Source organism: Corallococcus terminator (assembly GCF_003611635.1).
Taxonomy (GTDB): domain Bacteria; phylum Myxococcota; class Myxococcia; order Myxococcales; family Myxococcaceae; genus Corallococcus; species Corallococcus terminator.
Window position 1 is genome coordinate 1 of sequence record NZ_RAVZ01000291.1, and the last position, 12892, is coordinate 12892.

Genomic DNA, 12892 nt, shown 5'->3' on the forward strand with positions numbered 1-12892 from the left:
AGATGTGTATAATAGACAGCCCGGAATTTGAGCGCGATCGCGTTCGTGGGCGGCTTCTTCGGCGTCTACTTCGCGCTGCAGTGGATCGAAGTCAGCTACGTGATGGCCGCGTCGAAAGACACGGCGGGCGGAGACGAGTGATGCGCAAGGCAATGGTGCTGTTCGCCTGTCTGTTCGCGGGTTCCGTGTGGGCCTCCGACCAGGCCGGTGAGCACGGCTACGCGGACGAGAGCAAGGACGCCGAGGGCGAGGACGTCGCCGGCTACATCCTGCATCACGTGGCCGACTCGAATGAGTACGAGTTCGAGATCCCGCTCAGCCACAACCACATCCCCATCCACCTGCCGCGCATCTTCATCCCCCTGCACGAGGGCGCCTGCACGCCGGTGGCGGATCCGCACGGCGGCCACGGCGAGGTGTACCCGGGCCTGGGCGCCGGCTGCGTGGACCTCTCCATCACCAAGCACACGGTGATGATGTGGCTGGCGGCGCTCATCCTCATCGGCTCGCTGCTCATCTGGAGCAACCGCGACAAGACGAAGCTCGTCCCGCGTGGCACGGCGGCGAACCTGTTCGAGATGCTGGTCCTCTTCGTGCGCGACGAGCTGGCCATCAAGAACATCGGCAAGGAGGAGGGCCCCCGCTACGTGCCCTATCTCTTGACCGCTTTCTTCTTCATCCTCTTCATGAACCTGCTGGGCCTGTTCCCCTGGATGGCGTCCGCCACGGGCAACATCGCCGTCACGTGCGGCCTGGCGATTTGCACCTTCGTCGTCACCCAGGTGGCTGGCATCCGCGCCGCCGGCATCGGCGGTTACCTGAAGCACCTGACGGGCGGCGTGGCCCCCTGGCTGTGGCCCATCATGATTCCGGTGGAGTTCCTGGGCCTGTTCACCAAGCCCTTCGCCCTCACCATCCGACTCTTCGCCAACATGCTGGCGGGCCACATCGTCATCTTCTTCCTGCTGGGCCTCATCTTCATGCTCCGCAACCCCGCGGTGGCGCTGGTGAGCGTGCCGTTCGCCTTCGGCATCTACCTGCTGGAGCTGTTCGTGGCCTTCGTGCAGGCGTACGTGTTCACCATGCTGTCCGCGCTCTTCATCGGCATGAGCGTCGCCATGGGCCACCACCACGACGACCACGGCCACGCGGAAGGTGGCGCCAGCCACGACCACGGCAAGGCGCATCACGTTTGAGCCGGGGAAGCATCCCGGCCTGATTGGACGGGGCGCCTGAAGCACGGCGCGCCCCGGTTGAAGACCCGGCGGTTCGAAAGGCCGTCGGAGGTAGTCCTAAAGGGATTTCACGACCCCCCCACAAGCGGGTCCTGCCTCACCTGAAAGCACGTGTTCCCATGACCAACATCGCTCTTGCCTTCCTCGCCGCCGGTATCGGCGCGGGTCTCTCCATCATCGGCGCCGCGCTCGGCATCGGTAAGCTGGCGGCCGCCGCCATGGACGCCACGGGCCGTCAGCCGGCCGCGGGCGGCGACATCCGCACCACGATGATCATCGCCGCGGCGCTCATCGAAGGCGCGACGCTGTTCGCGCTGGTTGTCTGCATCCTGCTCGCCATCAAGGTCTGAGTCGGGTTGGTTTCACCTGGGAGCCGGCGCCTTCGTCAGAGGCGCGCCGGCCTCCTGGACGCAGTGGCAGTGCCTGTCTCACCCGTTGTCTCCCGCTTTTCCTTTTCGCCGTTCGCATCCCCCGGGACCCGCCATGTTCCTGCCCTCTGTTCTCGCCGCCAGCAGCTTCGTGGAGGTCCGTCCGGGCCTCATCTTCTGGACCATCGTCACCTTCGTCCTCGTCATGCTGGTGCTGCGCGCGAAGGCGTGGGGCCCCATCCTGTCGCTCGTGGAGGAGCGCGAGAAGCAGATCTCCAACGCCATCGAGAGCGCGAAGCGTGAGCGCGCCGAGGCGGAGAAGCTGCTGGCCGACCAGAAGACGGCCATCGCGGAGGCCCGTCGCGAGGCGGCGGAGATGATGCGCCGCAACACCGCGGACATGGAGAAGTTCCGCGACGAGCTGATGGCCAAGAGCCGCAAGGAGGCGGAGGAGCTGAAGCTGAGCGCCCGCCGCGAAATCGACGACCAGAAGGCCAAGGCCATCGCGGAAGTGCGCGCCATGGCGGTGGACCTGGCGATGGACGTGGCCTCCAAGCTGATGAACGAGCGCATGGACGACTCCAAGCACCGCGCGCTGGCCGAGCAGTTCGTTCAGGGCCTGCCCGCCGCGACGAGCGCCACGGCGACCCGTCGCTCGGCGTAAGGCCGGGAAGTCCCAAGCCGCGCCCGTCTGTTCCAGGAATCCATCATGGCTCTCTCCATCGGCATCGTCGGTCTGCCCAACGTGGGCAAGTCCACCCTGTTCAACGCCGTGTCCTCCGCGGCGAGCGCGCAGGCCGCGAACTACCCGTTCTGCACGATCGAGCCGAACGTGGGCGTGGTGCCGGTGCCGGATGACCGCCTGGACCAGTTGACGGCGCTCATCAAGCCGCTGAAGAAGATCCCCACGTCGCTGGAGCTCGTGGACATCGCGGGCCTGGTGCGCGGTGCCTCCAAGGGTGAAGGCCTGGGCAACCAGTTCCTGGCGAACATCCGCCAGGTGGACGCGGTGCTCCACGTGCTGCGCTGCTTCGAGGACGACAACGTCACCCACGTCGAGGGCGGCGTGGATCCGGTGCGGGACCGGGACGTGGTCGACACGGAGCTGTGCCTCAAGGACCTTGAGACGGTGGAGAAGCGCCGCGACCGCTCGCTGAAGAACACCAAGCTGGGCGGCAAGGCGGCCGAAGAGGCCAAGGCCGAGGTCGCCGTGCTGGAGCGGGTGATGGCGGCCCTGGACAACGGTGTCACGGTGCGCGCGCAGAAGCTGAGCGAGGAGGACCACGCGCCCCTCCAGGACCTGTTCCTGCTGACGGACAAGCCCGTGCTGTACGTGGCGAACATCAGCGAAGGGCAGATTGGCAAGGAAGACAGCGACCCGCGCGTGAAGGCGGTGCGCGACATGGCTGCCAAGGAAGGCGCGGGCGTGGTGGTGCTGGCGGCGGCGCTGGAGTCGGAGATCCAGCAGCTCCCCGAGTCCGACCGCGCGGGCTTCCTGGAGAGCAACGGCCTGACGGAGCCCGGCCTGCACAAGGTGGTGCGCGAGGGCTACAAGCTGCTGGGCCTGTGGACGTACTTCACGGTGGGCGAGCAGGAGTGCCGCGCGTGGACCATCCATAAGGGCTTCAAGGCGCCGCAGGCGGCGGGCGTCATCCACTCGGACTTCGAGCGCGGCTTCATCAAGGCGGAGGTCATGCGCTGGGAGGACCTGGTGAAGCTGGGCAGTGAGTCGGCGGTGAAGGAGAAGGGCCTGCTGCGCGTGGAAGGCAAGGAGTACGCCGTGCAGGACGGCGACTGCATGCACTTCCGCTTCAACGTCTGACGCGCGGGTCCTTCACTTCGCTGTGACGCGCGGGCGCCGCCTTCCACTTCGGAAGGGGCGCCCGTTCTGCTTTAGCGCGGGCCGCTCACCCAGGTGGAGACCCAGAGGCCCACGGCGAGCAGGGCCAGCACGGTGGAGATGATGGCGGAGCGCTTCGCGCGGCCCTGCGGGTCCGGGTTGCTCTGGGCGTAGCGCCACACGCCGCCCACGCGCAGCACGAGGAACAGGACGAGGAGCACGGGGCCCACGACCTGCCAGCCTTCGGGGCGCTTGAGGACGACGATCCACGAGGCGATGAAGGCGACGTTGCCGAGCAGCAACACGGCGGGATAGGGCAGGGAAGGGCGCTTTTCGCTCACGGGGCGGCAGTGTGCGCATCCCGGGGCGTGGCTCCAACCGAAACCTGCGCGGCGTGCACGGCAGGTGACACCGGTTCGGAGGGCTCAAGCCGGTTTCGGGGGCGTCTCCACGTAGCGCGCTCGGGGGCGGAGCAGGTGGCCCTGTTCGCGCTGCTCCAGGATGTGCGCCACCCAGCCCGCGGTGCGGCCCAGGCCGAACAGCACGGTGCCCGCGCCCGGTGGCAGGCTCAGCGCGTCCGCGAGCATCACCAGTCCGATGTCCATCGACGGAGGCGGATGGCCGGCGTCGCGCATGGTGTCGATGACGGCTCGGGCCACGCGCACCCGGAGGGATTCGGGCCTCACGCTCAGCGCGGCTTCCACCAGCGGCGGCGTGCGCGGGTCCCCCTTCGTGTAGAGGCGATGGCCAAAGCCTGTCACCGCTTCGCCCCGGCGCAGGCGGCCGTGGATGACCTGGGCGGCACGTTCGGGTCTGCCCACTTCCGTGAGCAGGGCTTCCACGCGGTCGCATGCTCCGCCGTGCTTGTGGCCGGAGACGGCCGCCAGCGCCGCGCTCATGCACGCGTACAGGTCCGCTCCCGAGGAGGCCGTTACCCTGGCGGCGAAGGTGGAGGTGTTCAGTTCATGGTCCGCGCAGAGGATCAGCGCGCGGTTGATCAGCTCCGGCGCGCGCTTCACCTTCGTGTCCCAGGCCGTGGCCAGGGACTCCGCCACCGTGTCTGTCTTCAATGCCCGGGATACACGCTCTGGTGCTTGCGCCACGCAGACCCAGGCACCCAGGTTGCGGATGAGCCGGCGGGCCCGCGCCTGCTCCTGTTCCGTGGGCGCGGCGAAGCGGCCTTCGTCGCTCGCGGCCAGGAGCGGCACGAGCGCGAGCAGTGCCGACAACGGTGGGATTTCTCTGGGCAGCAGTGCCGCGAGCGCGGAGGGAGACAGCCATGACAGCTCTCGCGGCGCTCGTTGCGGCGCATCCGAGCGCCTGGAGGAAGGCAGCGGTGCTTCCACCAGGGACCACTGCGTGGACACGGCTGGCAGGCGCCCCATCCATAGCAACTCCGCCACGTCCTCGAAGCGGCGCCCGCTGGTCGCCAGCGTTACCGCGTCGTGGCCTCGGTACTGGAGTCCCTCTTCGTTGATCCGCGACACCGACGAGTCGATGACCGGTTCACCCCAGCGCAGTGCTCCCGAGGCCACCGCCGCGTGTCCCGCCCTCGCATCGTGGCGCGTCTTCAGGCGCTCCACGTCCGCGCGCAGGTAGCGGTTCTCCTTGGTGCCCTTCTCCGGCACGCACCGCACGAGCCCCCGGCTCACGTACGTGTAGAGCGTCGCCCGCTTCACCCCCAGCAGGGCCGCCGCCTCGTCCGCGCGCAGAAGCTCCTCCTCAGGTGGATGGTCGAATCGAGATTGAGAACGACCCCCGCTGCGACGCACCATGTTTCACGTGCCTCCCGGAGGTGGAGTCTCGACTCGACTGGAGGTCCTGTCGAGCCGAACCCTTCCGGACAGAGGCCTTCGAGCGGGGAGCGACCATGCCAGTGGACTTCGGACGCACGTCATCGGACTACGCGAAATACCGGGCGGGATTCCCGGACACCTTCTTCTCCCGGCTGGAACAGGACGGCGTGCTGCGGCCCGGCCTGCGCGCGCTGGACCTGGGCACCGGGACGGGCACCATCGCCCGGGGGCTGGCCCGGCGCGGCGCGGACGTCACCGCGCTGGATGTGTCCGTGCCGCAACTGGATGCGGCGCGGCAGCTCGCTCGGGGTGAAGGCCTCACGGTGGACTTCCGTGTCGCCAGCGCGGAGGACACGGGCTTGCCGTCGGCATCCTTCGACCGCGTGTTCGCCGGCCAGTGCTGGCATTGGTTCAACCGGCCCGCCGCCGCGCGCGAGGTGCTCCGGCTGCTGCGGCCCGGCGGGCAGTTGATCATCGCCTGCTTCGACTGGCTGGCCCTGCCCGGCAACGTGGTGGAAGCCACCGAGGCGCTGATGGAGACCTTCAGCCCCCGGGACCACCTGAACATCGACCGCTTCGGCCACGGCGTGGGCATCTACCCGGAGTGGTTCCGCGACGTGGCGCTCGCGGGCTTCCAGTCCGTGACGTCCTTCACCTTCGACTCCCCCACGCCGTACACCCACGTGGCCTGGCGTGGACGCATTCGCGCCAACGCGCGGATTGGCGCCCTGCTTCCGTCGGAGGAGGTGGCACGCTTCGACGCTGCGCTGGGGGCGCTCCTCGCCGAACGCTTCCCCCAGGATCCGCTGTCCGTTCCCCACCGTGTGTTCGCGCTCGTCGCCGAGCGCCCCTGACACCGAGGAGACCCACCATGTCCTCATCACATCTCGTGCATGCCGAAGACCTTCCCTGGACCGAGGTCGCCCACGGCACCCGCGTGGCCCTCAAGCGCAAGCAACTGGGCGCCGCGGCGCACGGGCGCAAGCTCGGGTGCAGTCTCGTGGAGCTTCCTCCGGGCCGCCGCTCGTGGCCGTTGCACTACCACCTGGCCAACGAGGAGGCCCTCTACTTCCTGGCCGGCGCCGGTACGCTGCGCCTGGGTTCGGAGGAGGTGCCCGTGCGCGAAGGGGACTACGTCGCGCTGCCCCCGGGCGCTGGGACCGCGCACCAGCTCATCAACAGTGGGACGGAGCCGCTGCGCTACCTGTGCTTCTCCACCATGGAGGAGCCGGACGTGCTCGTGTACCCGGACTCGAAGAAGGTGGGCATCATGGCGGGCGCGGCTCCGGGCGGCGACAAGGCCTCGCGCACGTTGCATGTGAATCTGCCCCTGGCCGCGTCGGTGGATTACTGGGACGGCGAAGAGCCCTGATAGGGTCCGCGCCCCATGGCTTCCCTGCTGGATGCGCTCGACCGCGAGCGACTGCTCAAGGACTCCGCCGCCGCTGCCGGGCTGGTGCCCCAGGGCGAGCCTCCCCATGTGTCGCTGCTGCGCCTGTGCGAGGCGGGGTTGCTCGAGGGGGGACTCACCGTGGGGTATGGCGTTCGTCCGGATGAGCTGGTGGGGTCGCTCACCGCGGCCATGGGCGGCGCGGCCCGGCGGCTGAAGATCGTGGATGTGCGTGAACGCCCCGCGCTGGAACTGCACGTCGCGGCAGGGGACGTCACGGAGCGGTGGGAGGTGGAGGACGTGCCCGCGCTCGTGCACAACCTCAACGACCTGTACCGCGACGCGGCGGATGTGCGCGCGGTGGCCGTGCTGGGCGAATGGGAAGACTCCCTCCAACTGCTGTGCGTGGAGCGCCGAGCCCTGGGCCGGCTCCTGCGGCAGCCCTTCTTCGCGCCCGTCAACGCCCGTGCGCTCGCGGACCTGGCGGCTCCGCGCTGACGTGGGATGGGGTGGGCCTCTCTCGACCCCGGACGCCCGCTGGGGCACCATGGGGGCCATGCGGATCATCCTGGCCCTCATCGTTGGATTGCTCCTGGCGCCGGTCGCGCGCGCGGAGCCGGACTCCTTTGGACTGGGCACCGGCCGTGATGGCGCGCTGACCATCGTCTCGGGCAGGTCGGTCGTCACCGGTGTCGCCGCGCCCCTGCGGGTGGCCGTCACCGCGGGCAGGTCCGAGGTGTCGGTGTCCGGCCTTGGGGTCGTGGCCGGGGACCTGGTGATGATCCATCAGACCGGGGGCCTGTTGCCCGTCCCCACCCCTGGCGACGCGAAGACCGTGGTCCTGCCCATCACGACCGGTCCCAGCCGCTTCGAACTGGCGCGCGTGGAGTCCGTGGACGCGACGACCGGCGTGCTCAAGCTGACGCAGCCCCTGCGCTTCTCCTATCCCGTGCTCCGCACCCAGGTGCTGCGCGTGGGCGAGTTCTCCGATGTCATCGTCGAGGCCGGCGCGCGGCTCTCCGTGACGCCCTGGGACGGACGGTCCGGCGGCATCCTCGCGATGCTGGTGTCCGGCACGGTCATCAACGAGGGCCGCATCGATGCGGACGGCGCCGGGTTCCTGGGCGGCGTCTATCAGGCCCACGCCGGCATCAAGGGGTGTACGGGCCTGGACCTGACCGCGGCCCAGGGCGGCTCCGCGCGCGGTGAGGGCGTGGCGGGGACGGCGTCCGGGAGCAAGAGCGTCACCGGTCGCGGCAACCTGGCCAATGGCGGTGGCGGCGGCAACTGCATCAGCGCGGGCGGTGGGGGCGGAGGCCACGGCGGCATCGGTGGCAATGGCGGTCGGTCCTCGGTCGCGGATGGTGCGCGGGTGGAAGGCGGTCTGGGCGGAGCGCCGCTGAGCTATTCCGTGCTCGATCGCTTCGTCTTCGGCGGCGGTGGTGGCGCGGGCGAGGGCACCGGCACCGACGGCACCAGCGGCGGACGGGGCGGAGGCGTGGTGTTCATCCGGGCCCTGGCGTTCGAGGGCAAGGGCAGCTTCAGTGCCTCGGGCCTGTCGGCCGACGTCGCGGGCAGTGACGGGGCGGGCGGCGGTGGCGCGGGAGGCTCCGTGCTGTTGCGTGCGCAGGAGGTGCTGAACTGCGGCGCGGTGGAGGCCTACGGTGGAGCGGGGGGCGACTCGAAGGTGACCGAGCAGCCGCTGGGGCCGGGCGGCGGTGGCGCGGGCGGCCGCGTGCTGCTCCAGAGCAAGGCGACCCTCTGCGCGCTCAACGTGAGCGCGGGCAACGCCGGGCAGTCCGGGTTCCCGGGCGCGGGCTCGAATGGCGCGGGGCCGGCCGGTGGCATCGACGCGGGCACCCCCGATGGTGGGGCGTCCACGGGTGGCCCGTCGGTCGGGACCGTGCAGGAACTGGCACTCTCCTTCCAGGTGCCGACGGCGCCCGTCATCACCCTGCCCGTTGCGGGACAGGTGTCCACCACCACGCGTCCGCGCATCGAGGGCAAGGCGGGCACGGACGGCCCGGTCGTCCACATCCTCATCGACGGACGCGAGGTGGGCATGGTGGTGCCGGGAGCGGATGGCGTGTTCTCCCTGGCACCCTTCGCGCCGTTGGTGGCCGGTGATCACGAAGTCACCGCGTGGGCAGAGGCGGTTGGCGTGGCCAGCCTCGCGTCCACGCCGGTGCGCTTCACCACGCCGACGGTGGTGCTCGCGGACGGTGGCGTCGTGGACATGGCGGTGCTCGTGGTGCCCGCGAATGGGGACACCACGAGCCCTACGCCGCTGTTCGCCGGCACCACGACCAATGGCATCTCCGTGGGCGTCGTCATCGATGACGGGCCGGACAACATCGTGCCGGCGGATTTGCTCGGACGCTTCCGCTTCCAGGTGCCGCAGGAGGAGGCGTTGTCGGTGGGCGTGCACAAGGTCACCGTTCACGCGCACAACGAGGCGGGCGAGGACGGACCGCATTCCGATGTCGTGGGCTTCGAGGTGGTGGTGGCCGGCGACGGCGGGACGGGCACCGACGCGGGCACGGTGGATCCGGCGGTGCCAATGATGGTCGTGCCCGCGCAGGACGCGAGCGTGGACCCCACGCCGACGTTCGTGGGTGTGGCGCTGGCGGGGACGTCCGTCCGTCTGGAATTGGATGGCGTCGTGCTGGCCACCGTCACCTCCGACGCGGAGGGTGTCTTCCGCCACGAGGTGGGCTCCGCAGGTGCGCTCGCCACGGGGACACATCGCATCGTCGCGCAGGTGGTGACGGCGGAAGGCGAGGCGGGTCTGCGCTCACCGGAGGTGGGTTTCCAGGTGCGTGGACCCACCGACCTGGACGTGGGTTGCGGTTGCGGCGCGGGGCCCGCGGGGATGCTCAGCGTCTGGGCATTGGTGGGGCTGACCGCGTTGGCCCGCCGCCGCGCCCGGCGCTGAACGCGCGGGCGAACTCCGGTTCATACCTCGGTGAAGTACATGCCGGTGGCGCCCGTCTGTTCCAGCGCGGTCTTGAGGTCTTCGGAGACGATGAGCGCGACCCGCCATCCCCAGGGACGGAAGAGCTGGGTGGCGCCGACCTTCGATGGGTCGATGCGCATGCCGTACACGGAGCGGTATTGCCCGAGCTTCTCGGGCTTGTTGTGTCTGGGTTCCCAGAAGAGGACCTCCTCGGAGGCCTTTTCGTCGATGCAGCGGACGGTCTTCGTGGCGACCACGAGGACGTACTGGTCGGGCTGGCTGGGAATGTCGACCGGGAGGAGTTGAACGTCGTCGGCGGCACGCTCCGCGAGGACGGTCGCGAGCTTGACGTGGACGATAGGGGCCAGCCCAAAAGGAGTCCTTGAGAAGTCCACCGGTCTTCCTGCTTCACCGAGACGAACGGTCAGTCGGCCTTCGACGTGGACAGGTTTCCCCTCTGTGAACATCCAGGGGTCCTCCTCCTCCTGACGTCGCTCGTTCCAGGGATTCTCCAGAAGCCAGTTGCCCTCCTGGACGTCCTCCGTGAGTTCGAAGAATCGATCAGCCATGAGCGGGGTCTAGCGCTTCGTACGGGGTGAGGTCAGGAGTTTATGGAGGGGTGTGCCCGGGGACGAGGCTTCCTCGGCAAGCTCCTTGAGCACATCCTTCAAGGCCGTGCGGCAGTCCACCACGGTACGACAGGTGCCCATGGCAGAGTTGAGCCGCTGCAGGATCCGTTCATGATACTCCCGAGGGTGAGGGCCACGGTGGCCCTGGATCTCGACGATGTTCTCGGGATCATCCAAATCCATCCCGGCCTTCTTGAAGATGGTCCTGAAGCGTTGTGTCCAGGGCCCACCGTTCTTCGAGGACTTCTCGTTGCGAATCGTGGCCAGGTGATGCTTCTGGGGTGGTCCGGACCGGGATGACATCGCGAGCGCGTTGGGCGCGAGCGCGATGGTGAACCCGTCGGCGGTCATCGCCACGGAGCGGATGCTCCCCATGGCCACGAACCGGAAACCCGCCTGGGTCTCCACCGCGAGCGCGGCCGGCGCCGAGCCCGGCAGCCCCTGTGTCCTCGCGGCGAGCCCCGCCGTGTTTCCCAGCGCGGCGGCGGCCAGCATGACGAAGACACGCGCGGAGTTCTCTCCCAGCACCTTCCCATACGTCTCACCCGCGTCGCGCACCTGCACGAACGTGGTGGCTTCATCCACCTGTCGCACCAGCGCCACCCATCCGTCGAGGATGCGCCACACCGTGTCCACTCCCAGGTACGCGATGGCGGTCGCGGTCATCAGGGCGGCGAGCCCCTTGGACAATGGCTCCGGCAGCGCCCAGAGCAACAGGTACATCGTCACGGTGGAGGTCATCATGGCCATCACCGCCTGCGGATGGGCCATGTCCTTCAGTGCATCGGAGGTCTCACGCCACACCGAATCCATCGCGACCGCCATCGCCAGCGCATAGCGGCCGTCGCTCCCCAGCAACGGTCCCTCGTCCAGCAATCGCAGACAGTCCCCTGGCTGTTTCCGGCGGCTGTCGCACCAGTGCTTGTAGCCGCGGGTCAAGTCGTCGGATGCATCCAGCAGGTGCAGGTCACGCGCTTCCTGTTCGCCCAGGGGGATGATCCGCCGGGTCTTCTCCTGAAACCCATACAGACCACTGCGCTCCGGCAGGCCGAACAACTCCCGCGCCTCCCTCATGGGATGCGCGGAGGGCCGCACCTCCCGCGCCAGTTCCCTCACGGCCCGCTTGAACTCCTCGTCCTCCAACCGGGTCGCGGCGAGCGAAGCGTCCACGTCCTCGTGCGGCGTGACGACCTCCTGGCCGCCGTCGTCCGTCTCCAACTTCACGACCCGCGTCGTCGCGCAGCCCGACACGAGCAACCCCAACAGCAGCGCCCACTCCCATCGCTTCATGCCCGCCTCGCGGTCGCGTCCGGCCTCTCTGCGCACGCTAGCCGCGAAGCCGTGTCCCGCCTTCCCAGGTGCCCTCCGACCCCGGTGGTGCAAGAAGACCGGACGCGGCGAGGCAGGGGGGCCTTCGGGCGTCCGGAGGGGTTGCCGGGCGCGCCGGGGAGGCCCCCGTTATCTTCCCGCGCTCGAAGGCGTCCCCAGGGCGGTGTTGGGGCGGAAGGTGGCGCGCGTGACGACGGACGTGTCCTCGGAAGATGTCCCCTCTCGGCCGGCCCGGCGTTCGTCCCGCTCGCCGGGCTGGCGGTGGATGCTGTCCCTGGTGCTGGGGCTCGCCCTCCCCACCGCCCTGCACGTCTACATCGGCCTGCGCCTCTTCTCGTCCCCCGGCTGGCCCGCTCCCTGGGCCGCCGTGGGGTGGGGGCTGCTGGGCCTGTGCTACCTCGTCCTCCTGGCGGGTTTTCGCGTCTCGCGCCGTGAGCAGCCCACCGGCCTCTCCCGCGCCATCCAGTGGGGCGCCTACGTGTGGCTGGGCGCCTTTGGCATCTTCCTGACCGCCGTGCTGGCCTCGGACGTCGTCGCGGGCGTGCTGTCCCTGTCCGGCGCCGTCACCGACATGCACGCGCTGGCCCAGGGCCGCGCGGCGGCCGTGCTGGGCACCGTCGTGCCCGCCGTGGCGTTCGCGTTCGTCACCGCGCGCGGCCGCGCGAAGGTGGAGCGCACCACCGTGCCCCTGAAGGACCTGGGCCCGGGCCTGGACGGCCTGCGCGTGGTGCAGCTCTCCGACGTTCACGTGGGCCCCACCCTGGACGGCGTGTGGCTCCAGCGCGTGGTGGATCAGGTGAACGCGCTCCAGCCGGACATCATCGCCGTGACGGGCGACCTGGTGGACGGGACCGTGGAGCAGCTTCGCGACCAGGTGGCGCCGCTCGCGGGCCTCAAGGCCACGCTGGGCGTCTACTACGTCACTGGCAACCACGAGTTCTACCACGGCGCCCGTGACTGGATTTCGGAGGTGGCCCGCCTGGGCCTCACCGTCCTCAACAACGAACACCGCGTGCTGGAACGCGACGGCGCCCGGCTCGTCGTGGCCGGCGTCACCGACCACGACGCGGGCCACATCGATGCCCCGCTGGCGAGCCGCCCCGACCTCGCGCTCGCTGGCGCCCCGCCCGACGTGCCCCGCCTGCTCCTGGCCCACCAGCCCCGCACCGCGCTGTCCCTGGGCGGCCTGCGCGTGGACCTCCAACTGTCCGGCCACACCCACGGCGGGCAGATCTTCCCCTTCATGTTCTTCGTGAAGCTCCAGCAGCCCGTCGTGCAGGGCCTGGCCACCGTGGCCGGCACCCGGGTCTATACGCACCGCGGCACCGGCTACTGGGGCCCCCCGCTCC

General features: G+C 69.6%; 13 protein-coding genes. 9 read left to right on the top strand and 4 right to left on the bottom strand.

The annotated features are described in order from the left end of the window. Window positions 1–140 precede the first annotated feature (140 nt). From atpB to ychF, 4 genes are all read left to right on the top strand, one after another. Entirely contained in the window at window positions 141–1196 is a 1056-nt protein-coding gene (gene atpB, locus D7V88_RS31415; protein ID WP_120544307.1) for a F0F1 ATP synthase subunit A, read from the top strand. Window positions 1197–1354: 158 nt separating this feature from the next. Then, the gene (locus D7V88_RS31420) at window positions 1355–1585 is read left to right on the top strand and encodes an ATP synthase F0 subunit C (RefSeq protein ID WP_014400382.1); all 231 of its coding nucleotides are present in this window, start codon (window positions 1355–1357) and stop codon (window positions 1583–1585) included. Window positions 1586–1718: 133 nt separating this feature from the next. Continuing rightward, window positions 1719–2267 (top strand): F0F1 ATP synthase subunit B, encoded by a 549-nt coding sequence (gene atpF, locus D7V88_RS31425; RefSeq protein ID WP_120544308.1) that lies wholly within the window; start codon window positions 1719–1721, stop codon window positions 2265–2267. Window positions 2268–2312: 45 nt separating this feature from the next. After that, window positions 2313–3425 (top strand): redox-regulated ATPase YchF, encoded by a 1113-nt coding sequence (ychF, locus tag D7V88_RS31430; RefSeq protein WP_120544309.1) that lies wholly within the window; start codon window positions 2313–2315, stop codon window positions 3423–3425. Between the two features lie 71 nt (window positions 3426–3496). On the opposite strand, the gene D7V88_RS31435 is transcribed toward ychF, so the two are convergent. Together D7V88_RS31435 and D7V88_RS31440 are read right to left on the bottom strand one after the other, a co-directional pair. After that, complete coding sequence (locus D7V88_RS31435; protein ID WP_120544310.1) at window positions 3497–3784, bottom strand: hypothetical protein; 288 nt, start codon at window positions 3782–3784, stop codon at window positions 3497–3499. An 84-nt stretch (window positions 3785–3868) separates the two neighbouring features. Then, window positions 3869–5218 carry a citrate synthase family protein gene (locus D7V88_RS31440; RefSeq protein WP_120544311.1) on the bottom strand — a complete coding sequence of 450 codons (1350 nt, stop codon included), beginning with the start codon at window positions 5216–5218 and terminating at the stop codon, window positions 3869–3871. Window positions 5219–5313: 95 nt separating this feature from the next. Here D7V88_RS31440 and D7V88_RS31445 point away from each other — a divergent pair, with 95 nt between their 5' ends. The 4 genes from D7V88_RS31445 to agmC are packed head-to-tail and all read left to right on the top strand — an operon-like array spanning window position 5314 to window position 9564. Then, the gene (locus D7V88_RS31445; RefSeq protein ID WP_120544312.1) at window positions 5314–6093 is read left to right on the top strand and encodes a class I SAM-dependent methyltransferase; all 780 of its coding nucleotides are present in this window, start codon (window positions 5314–5316) and stop codon (window positions 6091–6093) included. A 17-nt stretch (window positions 6094–6110) separates the two neighbouring features. Beyond that, window positions 6111–6611: a cupin domain-containing protein gene (locus D7V88_RS31450; protein ID WP_120544313.1), complete on the top strand. Its 501-nt coding sequence runs from the start codon at window positions 6111–6113 to the stop codon at window positions 6609–6611. A 15-nt stretch (window positions 6612–6626) separates the two neighbouring features. Further along, window positions 6627–7127: a hypothetical protein gene (locus D7V88_RS31455; protein ID WP_120544314.1), complete on the top strand. Its 501-nt coding sequence runs from the start codon at window positions 6627–6629 to the stop codon at window positions 7125–7127. A gap of 58 nt (window positions 7128–7185) precedes the next feature. Beyond that, window positions 7186–9564: an adventurous gliding motility protein AgmC gene (gene agmC, locus D7V88_RS31460; RefSeq protein WP_120544315.1), complete on the top strand. Its 2379-nt coding sequence runs from the start codon at window positions 7186–7188 to the stop codon at window positions 9562–9564. 20 nt (window positions 9565–9584) lie between these two features. Here agmC and D7V88_RS31465 read toward each other — a convergent pair whose 3' ends face one another. Both D7V88_RS31465 and D7V88_RS31470 read right to left on the bottom strand, forming a co-directional pair. Continuing rightward, window positions 9585–10154 (bottom strand): imm11 family protein, encoded by a 570-nt coding sequence (locus D7V88_RS31465; RefSeq protein ID WP_120544316.1) that lies wholly within the window; start codon window positions 10152–10154, stop codon window positions 9585–9587. A 9-nt stretch (window positions 10155–10163) separates the two neighbouring features. Further along, the gene (locus D7V88_RS31470) at window positions 10164–11504 is read right to left on the bottom strand and encodes an AHH domain-containing protein (RefSeq protein ID WP_120544317.1); all 1341 of its coding nucleotides are present in this window, start codon (window positions 11502–11504) and stop codon (window positions 10164–10166) included. A 226-nt stretch (window positions 11505–11730) separates the two neighbouring features. Between D7V88_RS31470 and D7V88_RS31475 the strand changes: the two genes are divergently transcribed. Further along, window positions 11731–12892, top strand: a 1162-nt coding sequence (locus D7V88_RS31475) for a metallophosphoesterase (RefSeq protein WP_372241137.1), incomplete at its 3' end; no start/stop codon positions are given.

Coding starts and splice junctions, on each gene's coding strand:
- atpB (WP_120544307.1), top strand. CDS start 141: ATGCGCAAGGCAATGGTGCTGTTCGCCTGTCTGTTCGCGGGTTCCGTG.
- D7V88_RS31420 (WP_014400382.1), top strand. CDS start 1,355: ATGACCAACATCGCTCTTGCCTTCCTCGCCGCCGGTATCGGCGCGGGT.
- atpF (WP_120544308.1), top strand. CDS start 1,719: ATGTTCCTGCCCTCTGTTCTCGCCGCCAGCAGCTTCGTGGAGGTCCGT.
- ychF (WP_120544309.1), top strand. CDS start 2,313: ATGGCTCTCTCCATCGGCATCGTCGGTCTGCCCAACGTGGGCAAGTCC.
- D7V88_RS31440 (WP_120544311.1), bottom strand. CDS start 5,218: ATGGTGCGTCGCAGCGGGGGTCGTTCTCAATCTCGATTCGACCATCCA.
- D7V88_RS31445 (WP_120544312.1), top strand. CDS start 5,314: ATGCCAGTGGACTTCGGACGCACGTCATCGGACTACGCGAAATACCGG.
- D7V88_RS31450 (WP_120544313.1), top strand. CDS start 6,111: ATGTCCTCATCACATCTCGTGCATGCCGAAGACCTTCCCTGGACCGAG.
- D7V88_RS31455 (WP_120544314.1), top strand. CDS start 6,627: ATGGCTTCCCTGCTGGATGCGCTCGACCGCGAGCGACTGCTCAAGGAC.
- agmC (WP_120544315.1), top strand. CDS start 7,186: ATGCGGATCATCCTGGCCCTCATCGTTGGATTGCTCCTGGCGCCGGTC.
- D7V88_RS31465 (WP_120544316.1), bottom strand. CDS start 10,154: ATGGCTGATCGATTCTTCGAACTCACGGAGGACGTCCAGGAGGGCAAC.
- D7V88_RS31470 (WP_120544317.1), bottom strand. CDS start 11,504: ATGAAGCGATGGGAGTGGGCGCTGCTGTTGGGGTTGCTCGTGTCGGGC.